11 protein-coding genes and 1 tRNA gene are annotated in these 17,703 nt (G+C 69.6%); 2 read left to right on the top strand and 10 right to left on the bottom strand.

What is annotated here, in order from left to right:
- The 3 genes from G4D86_RS49790 to G4D86_RS49780 all read right to left on the bottom strand — a co-directional run.
- A partial coding sequence (locus tag G4D86_RS49790) for a non-ribosomal peptide synthetase (protein ID WP_164002747.1) occupies positions 1-5,632 on the bottom strand: 5,632 nt, incomplete at its 3' end.
- Between the two features lie 130 nt (positions 5,633-5,762).
- Positions 5,763-7,388: a cyclic peptide export ABC transporter gene (locus G4D86_RS49785; protein ID WP_164002746.1), complete on the bottom strand. Its 1,626-nt coding sequence runs from the start codon at positions 7,386-7,388 to the stop codon at positions 5,763-5,765.
- Positions 7,389-7,482: 94 nt separating this feature from the next.
- Entirely contained in the window at positions 7,483-8,790 is a 1,308-nt protein-coding gene (locus G4D86_RS49780; protein WP_164002745.1) for a glycosyltransferase, read from the bottom strand.
- A gap of 36 nt (positions 8,791-8,826) precedes the next feature.
- Between G4D86_RS49780 and G4D86_RS49775 the strand changes: the two genes are divergently transcribed.
- The gene (locus G4D86_RS49775) at positions 8,827-11,877 is read left to right on the top strand and encodes a hypothetical protein (protein ID WP_164002744.1); all 3,051 of its coding nucleotides are present in this window, start codon (positions 8,827-8,829) and stop codon (positions 11,875-11,877) included.
- A 27-nt stretch (positions 11,878-11,904) separates the two neighbouring features.
- Here the strand turns inward: G4D86_RS49775 and G4D86_RS49770 are convergent, their stop codons facing one another.
- From G4D86_RS49770 to sitA5, 3 genes are read right to left on the bottom strand one after another with little or no spacing between them, the layout of a single operon-like run.
- The gene (locus G4D86_RS49770) at positions 11,905-12,255 is read right to left on the bottom strand and encodes a DUF2019 domain-containing protein (protein ID WP_205520405.1); all 351 of its coding nucleotides are present in this window, start codon (positions 12,253-12,255) and stop codon (positions 11,905-11,907) included.
- A gap of 55 nt (positions 12,256-12,310) precedes the next feature.
- Positions 12,311-12,661, bottom strand: coding sequence for a DUF2019 domain-containing protein (locus G4D86_RS49765; RefSeq protein WP_164002743.1), 351 nt, complete (start codon positions 12,659-12,661; stop codon positions 12,311-12,313).
- A complete protein-coding gene (sitA5, locus tag G4D86_RS49760; protein ID WP_164002742.1) occupies positions 12,661-14,016 on the bottom strand; it encodes a SitA5 family polymorphic toxin in 1,356 nt (451 codons plus the stop codon). The genes G4D86_RS49765 and sitA5 overlap by 1 nt, the downstream gene beginning before the upstream one ends.
- A 346-nt stretch (positions 14,017-14,362) precedes the next feature.
- On the opposite strand from sitA5, the gene G4D86_RS49755 reads away from it, so the two are divergent.
- Positions 14,363-14,448, top strand: a tRNA-Leu gene (locus G4D86_RS49755).
- Positions 14,449-14,482: 34 nt separating this feature from the next.
- Here G4D86_RS49755 and G4D86_RS49750 read toward each other — a convergent pair.
- The 4 genes from G4D86_RS49750 to G4D86_RS49735 are packed head-to-tail and all read right to left on the bottom strand — an operon-like array spanning position 14,483 to position 17,681.
- On the bottom strand, positions 14,483-15,529 hold the full coding sequence (locus G4D86_RS49750) for an ATP-grasp domain-containing protein (protein ID WP_164002741.1): 1,047 nt from the start codon (positions 15,527-15,529) through the stop codon (positions 14,483-14,485).
- Positions 15,526-16,485, bottom strand: a complete 960-nt coding sequence (locus G4D86_RS49745; protein WP_164002740.1) for a 1-aminocyclopropane-1-carboxylate deaminase/D-cysteine desulfhydrase — start codon at positions 16,483-16,485, stop codon at positions 15,526-15,528. The genes G4D86_RS49750 and G4D86_RS49745 overlap by 4 nt, the downstream gene beginning before the upstream one ends.
- A 12-nt stretch (positions 16,486-16,497) precedes the next feature.
- A complete protein-coding gene (locus tag G4D86_RS49740) occupies positions 16,498-17,043 on the bottom strand; it encodes a GNAT family N-acetyltransferase (protein ID WP_164002739.1) in 546 nt (181 codons plus the stop codon).
- Positions 17,040-17,681 carry a sugar transferase gene (locus G4D86_RS49735; RefSeq protein ID WP_164002738.1) on the bottom strand — a complete coding sequence of 214 codons (642 nt, stop codon included), beginning with the start codon at positions 17,679-17,681 and terminating at the stop codon, positions 17,040-17,042. Before G4D86_RS49735 ends, G4D86_RS49740 begins: the two co-directional genes overlap by 4 nt.
- Between the last annotated feature and the right edge of the window lie 22 nt (positions 17,682-17,703).

Below are 17,703 nucleotides of genomic sequence, written 5' to 3'. Positions count from 1 at the left end.
GGAGCAGGCGCTGCTGGCCGTTGCCGAGGTGGAAGAGGGCGGCGCGCAGCAGCGGCGGCTGGGCCAGGACGAAGCTGGCCTGCATGCGCGAGGCCTCGGCTTCGAGCGCGGCGGGCTGCTCGGAGGCAGGCGAGGCGGAGAGGTCCACCTGGAGCAGGTGGACGGGTGCCTCGTCGGGGCTGGCGTTGTCCTGCAGCCACTCACCCTCGTGCGAGCGCAGGCGCAGGCGGAGGGCATCGTGGTGGGCCACTACGTGAGCGAGGGCCTTCTGCAGGCGAGCGGGTTCCACGGGCTCGCGAGAGGCCAGGAGCACGGCCTGGTTGAAGTGGTAGGCGTGGGCCGGGTCATGCGCCAGCAGTTGGCGCTGGACGGGCGTGAGCGGAACCGGACCGCTGACGGGCCCCTGCTCTCCAATGGCTCCGGAGGCGGCCTGCACCACGAGGGCGAGCTGCGCCACCGTCTGGTGTTGGAAGAGCTGGCGGACGGAGACGGCGAGGCCGGCCTGGCGCGCACGCGCGACGACCTGGAGGCTGATGATGGAGTCGCCACCCAGCTCGAAGAAGTTGTCGTGGATGCCGACCTGCTCAAGGCCAAGCACGTGCGCCCAGATGTCAGACAGGCGCTGCTCCACGTCGTTGCGAGGCGCGACGTAGGCGGGCTTCAGCTCGGAGCGGGAGAGGTCCGGCGCGGGCAGGGCCTTCCTGTCGAGCTTGCCACTGGAGTTGAGGGGCAGGGCCTCCAGGACGACGAAGGCCGAGGGGACCATGTACTCGGGCAGCTTCGTCTTGAGGAAGTCGCGCACGTCCGCGGTGGAGGGCGACTGCTCACCCCTGGGGGGCACCACGTAGGCCACGAGGCGTGAGCCGTCACGCACCATGACGACGGCCTGGCGCACCTGGGGGTGCTTCTCCAGGGTGGTTTCGATTTCACCCAGCTCGATGCGAAGGCCGCGCACCTTCACCTGGAAGTCGAGGCGGCCGAGGTACTCGATGTTGCCGTCCGCCAACCAGCGGGCCTTGTCACCGGTGCGGTAGAGGCGCGCGCCGGGCGTGTCGCTGAAGGGGTCCGGGATGAAGCGCTCGGCGGTGAGCTCGGGACGGGCGAGGTAGCCACGGCCGACCTGGATGCCGCCGATGAAGAGCTCGCCGGGAACGCCCGTGGGCACCGGCCGCAGGTGCGAGTCGAGGATGCGAATGGAGGTGTTGGCGATGGGCCGGCCGATGGGAATGGAGCGGCGGCCCTGCTGGGGCAGGCAGTGGAAGGCGGTGACGTCGACGGCGGCTTCGGTGGGGCCGTAGAGGTTGTGCAGTTGAGCGGATGGCAGTCGCTGCAGGCAGCGCTGCGTCAGCTCCGGAGAGAGCGCTTCACCACTGCACACCACGCGACGCAGGCTCGTGCATTGCTCCAGGTCCGGCTGCTCCAGGAAGTGCTGGAGCATGGAGGGGACGAAGTGAGTGGTGGTGACGCGCTGCTCGGAGATGAGGCGAGCGAGGTAGTCGGGCTCCTGGTGGCCACCGGGGCGGGCGATGACGAGGCGAGCGCCCGTCATGAGGGGCCAGAAGAACTCCCAGACGGAGACGTCAAAGCTGTAGGGCGTCTTCTGCAGCACCGAGTCCGCGGACGTCAGGCCATAGGCCTGCTGCATCCAGAGCAGACGGTTGACGACGGCGCGGTGGGCATTCATGGCGCCCTTGGGGCGGCCGGTGGAGCCCGAGGTGAAGATGACGTAGGCGAGGCTGTCCGGAGTGGCCAGCGGCGAGGGCGCGTGCGTGGGCAGGCCATGCAGCGCTTCGTCGCCCAGGGACACCACGGCGGCCCCCTCAGTCTCCGGAAGGCGAGACAGCAGCGAAGGCTGAGCGAGGAGCACGGCGGGACGTGCGTCCTCCAGCATCCACGCCAGACGCTCGCGGGGATAGGAGGGGTCCAGCGGGACGTAGGCGCCCCCGGCCTTGAGGATGGCGAAGAGGCCCACCACCAGTTCGAGGGAGCGCTCCGCGCACAAACCGACGCGCACCTCGGGACCAACGCCGAGCGAGCGCAGGTGGTGCGCCAGTTGGTTGGCTTGAGCATCCAGCTCGCGGTAGGTGAGCCACTGGCCTTCGAAGCCAAGGGCAGGCGCGTCCGGCGTGCGCCGCACCTGGGCCTCGAAGAGGTGGTGGATGCAGGTGTCCACGGCCAGGGGCGCGCGGGTGTCGTTCCACTCGACGAGGACCTGCTGTCGCTCGGCCTCGGTGAGCAGGGGCAGCTCGGCGATGCGCTGCTCGGGCCGGGCGAGGACGCCGTCCAGCAACTGGTGCAGGTGACCCACGAGACGCACCATGGTGGCGGTCTCGAAGAGGTCGGTGGGGTACTCCAGCGAGCCGGCCAGTCCCCGCGCGGACTCAGAAACGGAGAGGTGGAGGTCGAACCGGGAGGTGCGGCTCTCCAGCTCCACTGAGTCCAGCGCCAACCCGGGCAGGGCCAGGCCGGGCAGCGGGTCGGGCTGGAGCACGAGCATGACCTGGAAGAGAGGGCTGCGGCCGAGGTCGCGCTCGGGCCGGAGCTGCTCCACCAGCTTTTCGAAGGGGACATCCTGGTGCGCGAAGGCGCCCAGCGTGGTCTCGCGCACGCGGTGCAGCACCTCGCGGAAGGACGGGTTGCCCTCCAGTCGGGTGCGCAGCACCAGCGTGTTGACGAAGAAGCCGATGAGGTCCTGCGTCTCGGGGCGGGAGCGGCCGGCAATAGGCGAGCCGACGCTGATGTCCTCTTCACCGGAGTGGCGGTGCAGCACTACCTGGAAGGCGGCCAGCAGGAGCATGAAGGGCGTGACGCCCTCGCGCTGGGCCAGGGCCTTGAGCGCCTCCCACGTGGACGCGGACACCTGCACCGGGACGCTGGCGCCACGGTGGTCGCGCACAGCCGGACGCGGCGTATCGGTGGGCAGCTCCAGGTGGGAGGGAGCCCCGGAGAGCTGCTGCTTCCACCAGGCCAGCTGGCGCTCCAGCTCCTCGCCCTGAAGCCACTGCCGCTGCCAGACGGCGTAGTCGGCGTACTGGACGGGCAGCTCGGGCAGGGGCGAGGGCAGCCCCTGGGCGAAGGCGGCGTAGAGGGCCGCCACCTCGCGCACCAGCACGCCCATGGACCAGCCATCGGAGACGATGTGGTGGAGCACCAGCACCAGCACGTGCTCGGAGTCCGACAGCCGCAGCAGGGTGGTGCGCAGCAGTGGGCCGCGCGTCAGCTCGAAGGGACGCAGCGCCTCTTCGTAGGCGAGGCGCAGCACCTCGGCTTCACGCTGCTCGGCAGGAAGTGTGCCCAGGTCCACCCGCGCCAGGGCCACGTGGCCCTCGGGGTGGATGCGCTGCGAAGCCTGTCCCTGCTCGGCGTGGAGGGTGGTGCGCAGCGACTCGTGTCGGCGCACGAGCTCGGCGAAGGTGCGCTCCAGGGCGGAGACATCCAGCACGCCGCGCAGCCGCACCGCCGCGGGGATGTTGTAGAGCGGGCTTCCCGGTTCCAGCTCGTCGAGGAACCACAGCCGCTGCTGGGCGAAGGACAGGGGCAGGGGCTGCTCGCGCGAGGCCCGAGGCAGGGGGCCCGTGGCGTCCCGGCGCGCGCCGGCGAGCCTCCAGGCCAGCTCCGCCAGCGTGGGCCCGCTCAGCAGCACATGCAGGGGCAGCGCCACTCCGAGGCCCTGCTCCACCTCGTACGTCAGCTCCACCGCCGCCAGCGAATCGATGCCGTAGCGGGTGAGCGGCTCATCCCGCTCGACGTCTCGCGGGGCCAGATTCAGCCGGCGGGCCAGCCGGACCCGCAGCCAGTCCTCCACGGCCTCCGGCGTGGCCGGAAGCGCCAGGGCCTCGCTCACCTGTGGCGTGCTGGAGGCAGACGGGACTTCCGACACCTCGGCCTGCTGCTCGCGCCAGGAGGCCACGTCCTGCAACTCGCCCGCGAGGAAGGACGCACGGCACGCGCGGCGCTGAATCTTCCCGCTGGACGTCTTGGGCAGGCTGCCGGGAGCGATGAGGGTGAGCGCATGCAACCGCAACTCATGCACCACGGCCACCTGCTGGCTGATGGCGCGGGCGACCTCCTCCACCGCTACGGGCTGCTGGCGCGTATCCACCTCGTACACCAGCACCAGCCGCTCTTCGCCCTCCACCTCCACCGAGAAGGCCGCGCCACACCCCGGCCTCAGCGCGGTGCTGGAATGCTCCGCCGTCAGCTCGATGTCCTGGGGATGGTGGTTGCGGCCGCGGACGATGATGAGGTCCTTGATGCGGCCGGCGATGAAGAGCTCCTCACCCTGGAGGAAGCCCTGGTCCCCGGTGCGCAGGAAGGGCCCGGCACCGTCGGAGGTGCGCGCCTGGAAGTCGCGCACGGTGTCCTCGGGACGGCCCCAGTAGCCCAGGGCCACGCTCGGGCCCTTCACCCACACCTCGCCCACCTCGCCAGGCGCGCACGGCACGAGCGTCTCCGGGTGCACCACGCGCACTTCCTGCTCCCGCAGCGAGTGCCCGCAGCCCACCAACGTCTGGCTGTGCGGCTGCCCGGGCTCGGCCGACTCGGCACGACCCTCGCGCAGCCGGCGCGTGTCCAGCGACTGCTGCACGGGGAGCGCGCTCAGCTCACCGCCGGAGACGATGAGGGTGCCCTCGGCGAGGCCATAGCAGGGGTAGAAGGCCTGGCGGCGGAAGCCGCTCGGAGCGAACGCCCGGGCGAAGCGCTCCAGCGTCTCGGGGCGGATGGGCTCGGCGCCGCAGAAGGCCATTTCCCAGTGGCTCAGGTCGAGGGCGGCACGCTCGGCCTCCGTCGTCTTGCGCACGCACAGGTCGAAGGCGAAGTTCGGCCCGCCGCTGATGGTGCCGTGGGTGCGGGAGAGCACCTCCAGCCAGCGCAGCGGGCGGCGCAGGAACGTCAGGGGCGACAGGAGGCTGGTGGAGAAGCCTCCGTAGAGGGTGCCCAGGATGCCGCCGATGAGCCCCATGTCATGGTACGGCGGCAGCCAGATGACGCCGGCGCTGCCGGGGTGCATGCCGAACGCACCGTGGATCAGCTCCAGGTTGTGCAGCAGGTTGGCGTGAGACAGCATCACGCCCTTGGGCGTGCCCGTGGAGCCCGAGGTGTACTGGAGGAAGGCCAGCGAGTCGGGGCGCAGGGAGGGCCGCTGCCAGGCGCTCGCGGCGTCGGCGGGCAGCTCATCGGTGGCCACCCAGCGAAGGGCCCTCAAGTCCGGAGCCGACTCGAAGAGCAGCTCCGCCATGGAGAGGATGAACGAGGTGGTGAGCACCACCGAGGCCTGGCAGTCCTGGATGATGGCGCGCAGGCGGGGAAGGGTGCGCTCCAGCCGCGACGGGTCCGGCGGGTAGGCGGGAACGGCGACCACCCCCGAGGCCAGGCACCCGAAGAAGCCGGAGACGTATTCGAGCCCTGGTGGGTAGAGCAGGACGGCGCGCTCTCCCGGAGCGGTGAATTGCTGGAGGCAGGCGCCAATCGCGCGCGCGCGGTGCAGCAGTCCGGAGTACGGCAGCGTGAGCTCTTCGCCGTCGGTGTCCTCGACGAAGTGGAAGAGCGGTGCATCGGAGCGAAGCGCGGCGCGCTCCTCGAGCAGCTCCAGCAGCGTGGAGGAGGGGGAGACGAGCGGGGCGTTTTTCATGGGCGCGTCGACGCGGGTCAAAGATGTTTCGAACAGGAGTTCCGGCCTGTTCTCTGAGATCGCGGATGCTACCAGGAATCGGAGTTATCACTGAATACAGCTCCGATTACCCTCCGGGGCCCCGGGCCTGCTACGCCGCGGCGACGAGCCTTCCGTATTCGAGCTTGATGACCCGGTGGGCGAGGTGGAAGAACCGGTCATCGTGGGTGATGACCACCACGCCCTTGCCGCGCGCCGCCAGCTCGGGGAGGAGGTGCCGGTAGAAGACCTCGCGGAACTCCGGATCCTGGTCGGCGGCCCACTCGTCGAAGAGATAGAAGGGCCGGTCCTCCAGCAGCGCGACGAACATCGCGAGGCGCTTGCGCTGGCCCGTCGAGAGGCTCGTCGTGGAGAAGCGGCCGTCGACGACCCGCAGCTTCGTGTCGAGCGAGAACAGCCGCAGGTACTCCTCCACATGCTTCTCGAGGCGCTCCGAGGGCACCCCGCGCACGTTCTCGAAGAGGTGGAAGTCGGAGAAGATGGCGGAGAACGTGTTGCGGTAGGCCTCGCGGTTCTCATCCGTCACGGCGGCGCCGTTCCACAGGAGCTGCCCGGACTCCGGCGCATAGAGGCCCGTGAGCAGCTTGGCCAGCGTCGTCTTCCCGCTGCCGTTGCCGCCGACGACGAAGACCAGCTCACCGGGCCGCAGCTCGAAGTCGAGCGGCCCCACCCGGAACGCGTGCCCGTCCTGCCCCTCGAACGAGAACGTCACGTCGGAGAAGCGCACCTCGTGGCGCTCGCTGTGCACGGCCTCGAGCGCCGCGCTGCTGGAGTCTTCGTCCTTCATCGCCTCGGTGAGCGAGACGTCGAGCTGCGCGAGCTTCTCGAGCGCGATTCCCGCCTGGGTCCAGCGGCCGATGCTCTCGATGAGCCCGCGGAAGGAGCCCCACATGTACATCAGCGTCATCACGTAGCCCTGCGTGGCGCCGGTGTCGCTCGGGGTCAGGATGTTCACCCCGAACAGCGCCACGCCGAGCACCAGCCACGTGAAGAAGTGCAGGAAGTTGCTGAACAGCGCGACGCTGTCCGAGGCACGCACACCCGTGCGCCGCACCGTGTCCACGGCGGGCGTGAAGTCGTGCTCGAAGAACTCGCTCCGGCGGCCCCCGTGCAGCTTGAGCTCCTTGACCCCTTCCAGCACGTGCTGCTGCTGGCGGTACAGGTCATCCTGCGCGTCACGCTCCCCGCGCCAGAGCGGGGCCATCTTCCTGGCCCCCAGGGCGTAGATGCCGGCGAGCACGGCCATGGCCGGCACCACGAGCAACAGCCCCTTCGCGGAGAGCCACGCCATGTAGCCCAGGCAGCCGAGCACGATGGTCGACCCGATGACGAGGGAGGGGAGCGCCGACGCCGTGGCGACCACCGTCTGCAGGTCGTGCGTGAGCGCGGCGAGCACGGGGCCATGGCCCAGGGCCTCGAGGCGGCGCAGCGGCGCCGCGAGGACGCGCCGGCCAATGCGCAGCCTCAGGTCGGCCGCGAAGGAGCGCGACAGCCGCGAGAGCAGCAGCTCCGGGAGGAGGTTGCTCGCCATGACACCCAGGCTCAGGGCGAGGTACGCGACGATCATCATCGTCGTGACGGACGCCCGGTTCTTCAACGCCTCGCTGATCAACGCGAGCAGGGCGCTGTTACACAGTCCCGCGACGCTCCCGATGACGGCGATCAGGATGACCGAGGTGCTCGAGCGACGGAACAACAGCAGGAAGAGGGAGCGCATGATGGGGAGTGTCCGGCTGTGCGTCGCGGAGGCCGCCTGGGAAGGCCGCCAGGGCCAGCTTGCCAGAATCCGCGGGCCCGTAGCGAGCGGCCGCCTAGGTCGCCGCCCGCCGGAGTCGAGCCGGCTCCGCGCGGGAGCGGCTCGCGAGCAATTCCTCCAGGGCGTCACAAGCCAGTGCCGTCGCGTCCTGCCCGGCCATCCGCCGGGCCTGGGTCGCACAGGCCTCGCGCACCCGGGTGTCCGTCAAGAGCCGCTGGAGCATGGGCGTCACCGCGTCGGCGCGGTAGTCGCGCTCGTGCACGGTGCCCGCGACGCCCAGTTGGCTCAGGCGCATGGCGTTGACCGGCTGGTCACCGAAGACCGAGACGACGAACTGCGGCAGCCCCGCCTCGAGGGCGCGTGCCGTGGTCCCGATGCCACCGTGATGCACGAGCGCGGCACAGCGCTGCAGCACCTTGCGCAGCGGCACGGAGGCGAATGTCGCGATGGACTCGGGGAGGGAGGCCGGCACCTGTGCACGTGACTCAGACAGGAACAGGCCACGGCGCCCGAGCCGCTGGCAGATGTCGAGGCTGGTCGAGAAGAACGCCTCGGCGCCGCTGCTCCGGAACGTCCCGGGCGCGAACACCACCGGCGGTGCTCCCGCGGACAGGAAGGCGTCGAGCTCGGCGGACAGCGGCTCGTCCACACGCGTCTCGTGCAGGACGAAGCCGGGCGTTCGCATGTGGCGCGACCAGTGGCCCAGGCGCGGGTAGAACCAGTCAGGCCACAGTCCGAGCGCCAGCTGCGGGGACTCGAGCCAGCGGCTCTGGATGTGTTTGACGGGGGCGAGCCCGAGCTCCGCGCGGAACTCGTTGATGAACGAATACTGCGGGTCGTGGTGCCGGTCGATTTTCGGCACGCACAGCAGGTCGTAGAGCCACCGGGTGGGCGGCGGCCGGTTGAGGAGCAGCGGGACGCCGAGCCACAGGCGTATCGACTCGGGGGGCGAGAGGTACACCGTCGCCAGGGGTATCCCAAGGCGCTCCTGGGCCAGCCGCCCGGCGAAGGTCAGCCCGCGCGCCACGACGACCGAGTCGCGTGGGTCGGCCTGCTCCGCCAGCGCCGCGTAGGTCGCACGCAGCTCGGGAAGGTGCCAGCGACGGAGCCGCGCCTCGTACGAGAGGGCGTGCTGGGGGGCGTCCGGTTTCCCGAGGTGGCGGTTGGCCTCCTGCTCCTCGAGATGGGCCGAGACGGGCGCATACGGCACGAAGCCAAGGCCCGTCTTCTCCACGGACGGGCGATGGACCTCATTGAGGATCAACGTCACTTCATGGCCGCGCTTCCGGAGCTCGCACCCGAGTCCGATGAAGGGGTAGACGTCACCCAGACTTCCACGGGATGTGAGGAAGAACCGGCCCATGCGGTAATCTCATGCCAACTTGCCTCTGGAGAGTCAATGCGCGCCCCGTTGGTAGAACAGCTCGACTCGCTCCTCGAAGGAGACCCCGCAGGGGCCTTCGCGGCGATGGACGAGCCCACGCGCGAGCGCTACCGGCAGGCCTGTCTCGAGCTGGCGGAAAGGTCGAAGAAGACGCCGCTCGACGTCGCCCATGAGGCCGTCTGGCTCGGCCTGGCGCACGACGCCAGCGACACGCGCCGGAGGCATGTGGGAACCTGGCTGATTGCGGAGGGGCGGCCTTCCCTCGAGGCCCGCCTGGGGTACCGCGCTCCCGCGTCCATGCGCGCCGCGCGGTGGGTGAAGCGGCATGCGGGGAGTGCGTATGTGGGCGCCCTCTTCGCGCTCCTCTTGCTCACGCTCCTCGGCGTGGACCGGCTGCTCGCGGCGCGAGGGGCGCCCGTGCAGGCTCTCGTGCTGCTGGAGGTCCTCTTCGTTCCGCTGCTCTTGATGACCCTCCAGGAATGGTTCAACGGAGTGCTCTCCAGGTGTGTGCCCGCCGCGACGCCATTGCCGAGGTTGGACCCGCGGCGGGTGCTCTCCGCGCAGACGCGGACCCTGGTCGTCACGCCGCTGTTGGTGTCGAGCGCCGAGGACATCGACACGCAGCTGCGGATGCTGGAGGTCAACTACCTGGGCAACGTGGAGCCCGAGCTCTACTACGCGCTGCTGACCGACTTCCGGGACGCACCCGAGCAGCACCTGCCCGGCGAGCGGGAGCTGCTCGCGCGGTTGGAGCAGGGCATCCGTGAGCTCAACGAGCGGCACGGGTACCGCGAACAGCCGTGCTTCTTCCTCTTCCACCGGGAGCGGCGGTGGAACCCCGTCGCGGGCCACTGGATGGGCTGGGAGCGCAAGCGGGGCAAGCTGGACGAGTTCAACCGGCTGCTGCTGGGCGCCCAGGACACGAGCTACCTGGGCCCGGTGCCCGGGGTGGTGCGCACGGTGCGCTATGTCATCACGCTCGACGCGGACACCCACCTGCTGCCCGGCGATGCGGCCCGGCTGGTTGCGACGCTGCACCATCCGTTGAACCAGGCGCGGTTCGACGCGACGGGCAGGAAGGTCGTGGCTGGCTATTCGCTCCTCCAGCCCTACCTCGACGTGGAGCCGACCCGGGCGCACTGGCTGGCGACGGGAGGGTGGTCCCTGTCCATCGCCCGGGAGAAGAAGAGCGCCGGGCGCGACGTGCCGCTGGTCCTGCAGCAGCGGCTCTTCGGTACGGGCGACTTCATGGGCAAGGGCATCTACGACGTGGCCGCCTTCGCGCGCTGCCTCGAGGGCCGCATCCCCGAGAACGCCATCCTGGGCCACGACAAGCTCGAGGGAATCTTCGCGCGCGCCGCATTCGTCCACGACATCAAGCTGTTCGAGAGTCCTCCGAGGGACTTCTCCGTCTACGCACGTATCTGGCACCGTTGGGTCCGCGGAGACTGGCAATGGCTGCCGTGGCTGATGCCGAGGATGCCGTCACAGGACGGGCGCCGCGTTCCGAATACGCTGTCACTCTACGAGCGCTGGAAGCTGCTGGCGGCCCTCCTCGAGAGCCTGCACTACCTCTCGACGCTCGTGCTGCTCGCCTCCGGATGGCTATGGCTTCCGAGCCGTACCGCGTGGGCGTGGACGCTCGGGATGTCGTTGTGGGGCAGCCGCCACGCGCTGCTCGCGGCGCTGGGGCACATGTTCCGTTCCGCGTGGAGCTCCGGGTCCGTCGTCTCCGGCGTGCGCACCGTGCTCTTCACGGTTCCGAAGCTCCTCGTGGGCGCCGTCGGCAACATGGGGGGACTCTTCTTGTTCACCGGCGTCTCGCTCGACGCCATTCTCCGCACCCTGTACCAGCTCGCGTTCGACCGGAGCCGGATGTTGGATTGGACGACGTTTGCCCAGTCCAACCGGGAGGCGCGAAGCCTCCGCACCGTGCTCGCGCTCCCGGAGATGGCGGGGTCCTTGGTGATGACGCTCGGCATCGGCGGGGCGCTCGCCGTGCTCAATCCGTGGGCGCTGCCCTGGGCCGCTCCGGTGCTGCTGTCCTGGACTCCCATGCTGGTGATGCTCGTTCGCCAGGGGCGACCCGCCGCGGCGGTTGCTGCGCCGCCAGCGCAGGTGGAGCAGCTGCGCACCCTGGCGCGCGGCTGCTGGGAGCTGTACGAGCAGTCGGCGCCGAAGGGCGGGGCGGAGGCGCTGTCGCCGACGGACCTGGGGCTGAGGTTGGTGGCGCCGCTGAGCGCGTACCACCTGGGCTACGTGGGGCTGGAGGAGTGGGTGTCCAGGGTGGGAGAGAGCCTGGAGGCCATCGAGCGACGGGAGCGTCACCGTGGGCACCTGCTGGCGCGCTACGACGGGAGCCCCAGGCGCATCAGCACGACGGAGAGTGGAGTGCTGGCCGCGGCGCTGCTGGTGGTGGAGAGCGGGCTGCACTCCGCGCGGGAGGCGGCCACGGGAGAGGTGCGGCTCGGCCTGGAGGCGGCGGAGTCGCGTGCGCGGGCGCTGCGAGAGGGAATGAGCTTCGGGTGGCTGTACGACAGCGGGGAAGGGCTGTTGCACACCGGCTACGACGTGGAAGCGCGGGCGCTGGAGGGGAGTCATCACGGGCTGCTCACGTCGGGGGCGATGCTGGCCGGCTTCGTGGCCATCGCGAGCAGGCAGGTTCCGCTGAGCCACTGGGCGGCGCTGGTGGCGTCGGACCAGCGGCTGAGGCAGGGAGTCGTGAGGGAGCTGGGGAGGGAGGCGCTGGCCGAGCACCTGCTACCGACGCTGTTCGTGTGGTTCCCGCCGGCGACGCTGCTGGGCCAGGCGGCGCAGGAGGCGCTGGGGGCGGAGCGGGCCGAGCCATCACGCTCGGTGCTGGCGTGGCGCTTCAAGCCCGGACAGGCGGTGGAGGAATTGCAGAGGGTGGCGAGAGCCGGTCAGGTGGAGCAGCGCGAGCAGGCCCTGGCGCTGGCGGCGGTGGCCAACCTGACGTGCGACGACATCCTGGTGCGGCACTTCCACGAGCACTGGCAGACGGCGTGGGTCGAAGCGCTGGTGTATGAAACGAAAGATGCTCCGTAAGGGAGCCGCGCTCGATGGTGTTGTCAGCTACTCCGGATCGAGCGCCCAGGTTCCTTCTTCCCACCGCTTCAATGCCTGTCCGGCTTCAAAGGGCACGAGCCCCTGGCCCTTGGCGGCTTCCTCCAGAACAGCCTTCGCCTCGGCCGTCCGGTAGCGGAGCAGATGGGCGGCGGCCATGACACGCACATCCATGCGCTCATGCTTGAGCAGGACGAGGAGGGCATCACGCCCTGCGTTTCCATGGGCCAGGAGCTTATCGACGGCGGCACCGTACTTCCTGGCGTGCTTGTTCCCGGTCTTGGCATCTCCCCGGAAGATGGCCTCGGTCTGCGCGACGACGTTCTGGGCGAACTGCTCGACAAGATCCTCCAGCGTCATCACCAGACCCCCTTCGCCACGTTCTCGATGGCCAGCAGCCCGAACTCGCGTTGGCCTACTCCGGATCGAGCGCCCAGGTTCCGTTCTCCCAGTGTCTCAGGGTCATGATTGCGTCGAGGGCGCCGACGCCTCCTTCCTTTGCCGCAGCCTCCAACACGGCCTTGGCTTCCGCCGTCCGGTAGCGGAGCAAGAACCCAGCCGCCATGGCTCGAACATCCGTACGCGGATGCTTCATCAGCACGGCGAGGGCGTCTCGCCCAGTATCCCCCTGCGCGCGTAGCGCCTGAAGCGCGGCGGTGTACTGCTTGGCGTGCTTGTTCCCCGTCCTGGAATCTCCTCGATGAATGGCATCAGTCTGGGCCGCGACATTCCGAGCGAACTGCTCGACCAGTTCTTCCAACGTCATCACCAGACCCTCTTCTTCACGTTCTCAATGGCCAACAGCCCGAACTCGCGTTGGACCTCGTAGGACTGTGTGCTCGACCACTGCCGCACGGTCTGTGTATACGACTGCGTGATGGAATGGCGAATCGATGAGTAGAGGGCACTGACATCCGTGTGCAGGCTCTTGTCCAGCGGGGTGATGTTCTCGGTGTTGTGGAGGGCCTGGGGGCCGAAGCGCGTCACGTTGCCCGGGGTCTGCTCGACGATGTGGTGCCATTCCTTGTTCTTGCCCGCCGGGCCCATGGCCTTCTTGAAGCCACTGAACGAGCCCCAGGCCTTGTAACCCGTGGGACGCGCCTTGACGGAGGCACCGCCGCCCGTGCCTCTGGCCGCCATGGCCACGGCGCCGGGCGCGAGGGCGATGGTGACGGTCTCGGCGCTCACGGCCACCGTGCCCACGTCCGCGACCGCCGCGAGCCTGATGCCCATTTGCGCTTCGGCATGCACCGCCGCCTGCACGGCGCCGGGGAGCATTGGCACCTTCGCCCCCATCCCCGCCGCCGTGTTCCCAATGGCGGCCGTGGCCAACATGGCGAACGCGCGCGCCGCATTGCGGCCCATGACCTTGCCGTAGCGCTCTCCCGCCTCGCGGAGTTCGTCAAACGTGGTGGCCCGCTCCGCCGCCTCCACCAACCGCTTGAAGCCCACGATGAGGCTCCAGAACGTATCGACGCCCACGTAGGCAATGAGCGAGGCGGTCATAACGGCGGCCACGCCCTTCGAGAAAGGCTCGGGCACCGCGAGCAAGATCATGTACGTGGTCCACGTCCACAAGACCGCCGACATCATGGCCTGGGGGTCGGCCATGTCCTTGAAGGCGTCCATCATCTCATCCCACACGGCGCCCTGGGCCAGGGCCATGGCGAGGGCGAAACGGCCATCCCCGGTGACAGTGGGATTCTCCACCAGGAGGCGCAGGCAATCGCCGGGCTTGTTCGTGCGCTCGCACCAGCGCAGGTAGGCGCGCGTCAACTCCATCTCTGTCGCGGGTTGTTCGCCCTCCAGGTGTTCGCCCGGTCCCAGCGGGATGACACGGTGGCTGCGCGGCTCATACAGGTACGAGCCTCCGCGCGAATCCACCTCGAACAACCGCCGGGCCGTTTCCTGGGGACGGGTGGAAGGCCGCACGCTCCGGGCCAGCGCTTCTACGGCTTCAACGAAGTCGTCTTCGTCCAGATCCACCGGCGCGGCATCGCCGCTGCGTGGGATAAGGACGATGGGCTCGCCGTGGCCCGTGTGCAGGCGTACGGACTTCGAGGTGCCGCTGCATCCAGCCAGCATCACAAGCAACAGGGGAATCGACCATCGTGACAGCATGCGAGGCCCTCCTGGCGCAGGCCCCCTTTCGTCGGGAGTCCATCGTCGACACGAGGTCATGCAATACCAGATAGAACTGAAAGGTGCTCCGGACTGAATCGGCGCTGCGGCGAGCGCGTGGGGCTGACGGCATACCTATGGGAACGTCACACCAGCGAGCGTGATCGTGCGCAGTCCGCCGGATGACCCACTCCTTCTGGCCGTCCCGGGTCTGGTATGTTCTGCCACCAGCCAGGGTTCCGGTCCGGCAAGGCAGGAGCCGCTTCACCTCGTTGGGGAATTTGGGTACCCGGTGGGTGCCACACACCTCCAGCGGGGGGCGCGGTAGGGTGCCGGAACTGTTGGCGCACGAGTGGCGGAACTGGCAGACGCAGCGGACTTAAAATCCGCTGACCCGCAAGGGTCGTCCGGGTTCGATCCCCGGCTCGTGCACTTCTCACCGGCCCGGGGCGGCTCGTTCGGAGCGCTACTCCTCCAGCGCGATGACGGGCACGGGCGTGTGGCGGGCGACGGTCACCGTGTCGTACTTGGCGGACATCACCCCCGGGTGCTGCTGGAGCCACTCCGGACGGGGCTGCTGGCCGCGCGCCCATGCGAGCAGCGCGGCGGGGAGGTTCGCGCCGGCGGCATGGGAGAAGGGGTAGCCGCCCCCGAAGCGCGGGTTGAGGTCCAGCACGTACAGGCCGTCCGGCGAGTCGATGACGTCGCAGTCCATCCCTCCGATGTGCCCCAGCCCCTGGCTGAGCTTCCTGCCCAGCTCGACGAGCCGCGCGTCCTCGTGGGTCACCGCCTTGTCCGTCTCTCCCGCTCGCATGGACAGCTTGATGCGCGGCAGGACCGCGACGAACGTGCCGTGCAAGTCATTGACGACGTCCATTCCTATCTCCGGTCCGGAGACGAGCTGCTGGACGAGGACCGCGTTGTCCAGGTCCGACGCGCTCGCTCCCGCCAGGATGCTGCGCTGCACCAGCCGGTGCGTGAGCGGAAAGGCGAGGCGAAGCTCCTCGTGGTCACGGGGAAAGCTCGTGCCGATGGAGCCACTGCCCCAGCGGGGCTTCACGACCACGGGGAACGACAGCTCTCCGGACGCGAGCGCCTCCTCCGCGGCTGCCAGCGAGGTGGCGGTCCGCGGCGTCTTCACGTCCAGCTCGGCGAGCCGGCGCGCGGTCTCCAGCTTGTCGAAGCAGGTGCGGATGACCGGGGTCGGAGAAACCACCACCGTCACGCCTCGCGCCTCGAACTCGCCGCGGTGGTGGGAGAGCAACTCGAGCTCGAGGTCGTTCAGCGAGATGAGCAGCCGGACCTCGTTGCGCGCGCAGAGGGTGTGCAGGTGGGGGATGTACCGGGGATGCGAGATGGGCGGCAGCAGGAAGGCGCGCTCCGCCTCCTGCATGCCCGCCGCGTCACCCGAGACATCCGCGGCGAACACATGCCCCTGTCCGCCCAGGGCCTCCTGGAAGAAGCGGACGAGGTAGTTGCGACGGCCGACGCAGGTCAGGAGGACGTTGCTCATGACGTGGGCCTCGGAGCAAAGGGGGCGTGAGCGGTCATGAGGTTGAGCAGCCCACCGGTGTGCCAGAAGAGGACCCGCGCGCCCTGGGTGATTTCGCCGCGTGCCACCAGGTCCAGCAGCGCCGCGAACGCCTTGCCGGTATAGGTGGGGTCCAGCACGAGCCCCTCGGAGCGCGCCGCGTGCTGGAGGGCCTCCAGCGTCGCGGGCGTGGGCTTCTCGTAGCCGGGGCCGACCCACTCGTCCCGGAAGTCCACCGTCAGCGGCTCCAGCCCCAGGGCACGCGCCAGCTCCTCGCAGGAGGACTGCACCGCCGCGTGGCCGCGCGGGTTGCGGCGGGCGACGGACACCCCCACCACCCGCGTGCCGCGCAGGCCCGCCCTGGCGAACCCGGCCACCAGCCCGGCCTGGGTGGCCCCGGTCCCACTCGCCACGACGACATAGTCGGGCGTCCACCCCCTCAGGAGCGGGTCCTCCAGGAGCTCGTCCACGGCATCGGCGTAGGCCAGGGCGCCCTCCAGCGTGTGGGCTCCACCCGGGATGACGCGGGGGCGCAAGCCCGCCGCGACCAGCTCCTCCCGTGCCAGCTCCAGGGCGCGGGCCACCTCGTCCGCGGTGACGAGCCGGAGGTCGGCGCCCGCCAGCCTCATCAGCAGGAAATTGCCCGAAGCGGGCGGGACGTCCCCGGGCTCGGTGTGCAGGACGAGCTTGCAGGGCCAGCCCCGGGAGGCGGCGAGCAGCGCGGTGACACGCGCGTGGTTGGACTGGAGCCCTCCGTTCGTGACGAGGGCGTTGATGCCGGTGCCGGCTTGCTCCTCGGCCTCCAGGATGCGAGCGAGCTTGCGCACCTTGTTCCCGCCACCGGTGAGGGGCAGGAGGTCATCGCGCTTGACTCGCAGGTCTATCCGAAGGTCGGTGCTCAGCCGGCCGAGTCGGGAGACGGGTGTGTTGAATCGCATCGAGAGCGCTCCTCATCCAGGGACCTCGCGCTCTTCGCGCGGCTTGCGCCACTCACTGCGCAGCACCCCCTGCACGTGCCGGTCGATGAACCGGCCCCGGTGGAACGCGTGGCCACGCAGCGTGCCCTCGTCCTTGAAGCCCAGGCGCGCGTAGAGCCGGCGCGCGGCGTCGTTGAGGTCCGTGGTGTGCAGGTAGATGCGGTGCAGGTCGAGCTCGGAGTACCCGTACTCACACAGCCAGACGGTGGCTCGCGAGCCGATACCCCTCCCCGTCATCCCGGGCCGGACGAAGATGTAGAGCTCCGCGCGGCGATGTCTCGGGTGGATGTCGGTCAGCCCTCCCATGGCCACCACCTCCGTGGGGGCCGCTCCATCGAGGGTGAAGACGAAGTCCCTGCGGCTCTCGTTGAGGAGCGTCTTGCTGAACCACTGCTGCGTCTCAGCGAGCCCCACCGGTGGAGACACCAGCATCTGCCCGTGGATGGAGGGGTCGTTCAGCCACTGGTGCCGCAGGGGGAGGTCCGACGCCTCGAGCCTTCTTGCCAGAATCGAGTTCATGCCTGCACTTCCTGGAGGGCCGCCACCGCGCGGGTGCGGTGCTGGACGAGCGTTCCCAGTCGGCTGCCGGGGACCGTCAGGACGTCCGCGCGACCGAGCACCTTGAACACCGTCTTGAGGAGGATCCATGCGTCGAGCGAGGCCGAGCGCCGCTCGACGTACCGGGCATCGAACTCCAGCCGCTCGTCCCAGGAGAGGAGGTTGCGGCCGCTGACCTGGGCGAGCCCCGTCACGCCCGGGCGGACCGTGTGGCGAAGCCGTTCCCGCGCCGTGTAGTAGGGCAGGTATTCCGTCAGGAGGGGTCGCGGGCCGATGAGCGACATGTCCCCCCGCAGGACGTTGAAGAGCTGAGGCAGCTCGTCGAGGCTCGTCTTGCGCAGCAGCTCTCCGAGGGGCGTCAGCCGCTGCGCGTCGGGCAGCAGCCGCCCGGAGCCGTCGTGTGCGTCGCGCATCGTCCGGAACTTGAAGATGGTGAAGGGCTTCTCGTCGAGTCCGATGCGCGTCTGGCGAAACAAGACGGGTGGCCCCATCGTGGCGCGGATTCCAAGGGCCACGAGCAACATGGCCGGGGCGGAGACGGCGAGCGCCCCGGCCGAAGCGACGACATCGACTGTCCGCCTGAGGGATGGGTAGAGCATGGACGTTGAGCGGCCTTCGGCC

It is taken from the genome of Pyxidicoccus caerfyrddinensis (assembly GCF_010894405.1).
Classification (GTDB): domain Bacteria; phylum Myxococcota; class Myxococcia; order Myxococcales; family Myxococcaceae; genus Myxococcus; species Myxococcus caerfyrddinensis.
This window is presented reverse-complemented; position numbering and strand designations above follow the sequence as displayed.

Bases quoted from the DNA above. Each gene is read 5' to 3' on its own strand.
- G4D86_RS49785 (WP_164002746.1), bottom strand. From the start codon at position 7,388: ATGCGCTCCCTCTTCCTGCTGTTGTTCCGTCGCTCGAGCACCTCGGTC.
- G4D86_RS49780 (WP_164002745.1), bottom strand. From the start codon at position 8,790: ATGGGCCGGTTCTTCCTCACATCCCGTGGAAGTCTGGGTGACGTCTAC.
- G4D86_RS49775 (WP_164002744.1), top strand. From the start codon at position 8,827: ATGCGCGCCCCGTTGGTAGAACAGCTCGACTCGCTCCTCGAAGGAGAC.
- G4D86_RS49770 (WP_205520405.1), bottom strand. From the start codon at position 12,255: ATGACGCTGGAGGATCTTGTCGAGCAGTTCGCCCAGAACGTCGTCGCG.
- G4D86_RS49765 (WP_164002743.1), bottom strand. From the start codon at position 12,661: ATGACGTTGGAAGAACTGGTCGAGCAGTTCGCTCGGAATGTCGCGGCC.
- sitA5 (WP_164002742.1), bottom strand. From the start codon at position 14,016: ATGCTGTCACGATGGTCGATTCCCCTGTTGCTTGTGATGCTGGCTGGA.
- G4D86_RS49750 (WP_164002741.1), bottom strand. From the start codon at position 15,529: ATGAGCAACGTCCTCCTGACCTGCGTCGGCCGTCGCAACTACCTCGTC.
- G4D86_RS49745 (WP_164002740.1), bottom strand. From the start codon at position 16,485: ATGCGATTCAACACACCCGTCTCCCGACTCGGCCGGCTGAGCACCGAC.
- G4D86_RS49740 (WP_164002739.1), bottom strand. From the start codon at position 17,043: ATGAACTCGATTCTGGCAAGAAGGCTCGAGGCGTCGGACCTCCCCCTG.
- G4D86_RS49735 (WP_164002738.1), bottom strand. From the start codon at position 17,681: ATGCTCTACCCATCCCTCAGGCGGACAGTCGATGTCGTCGCTTCGGCC.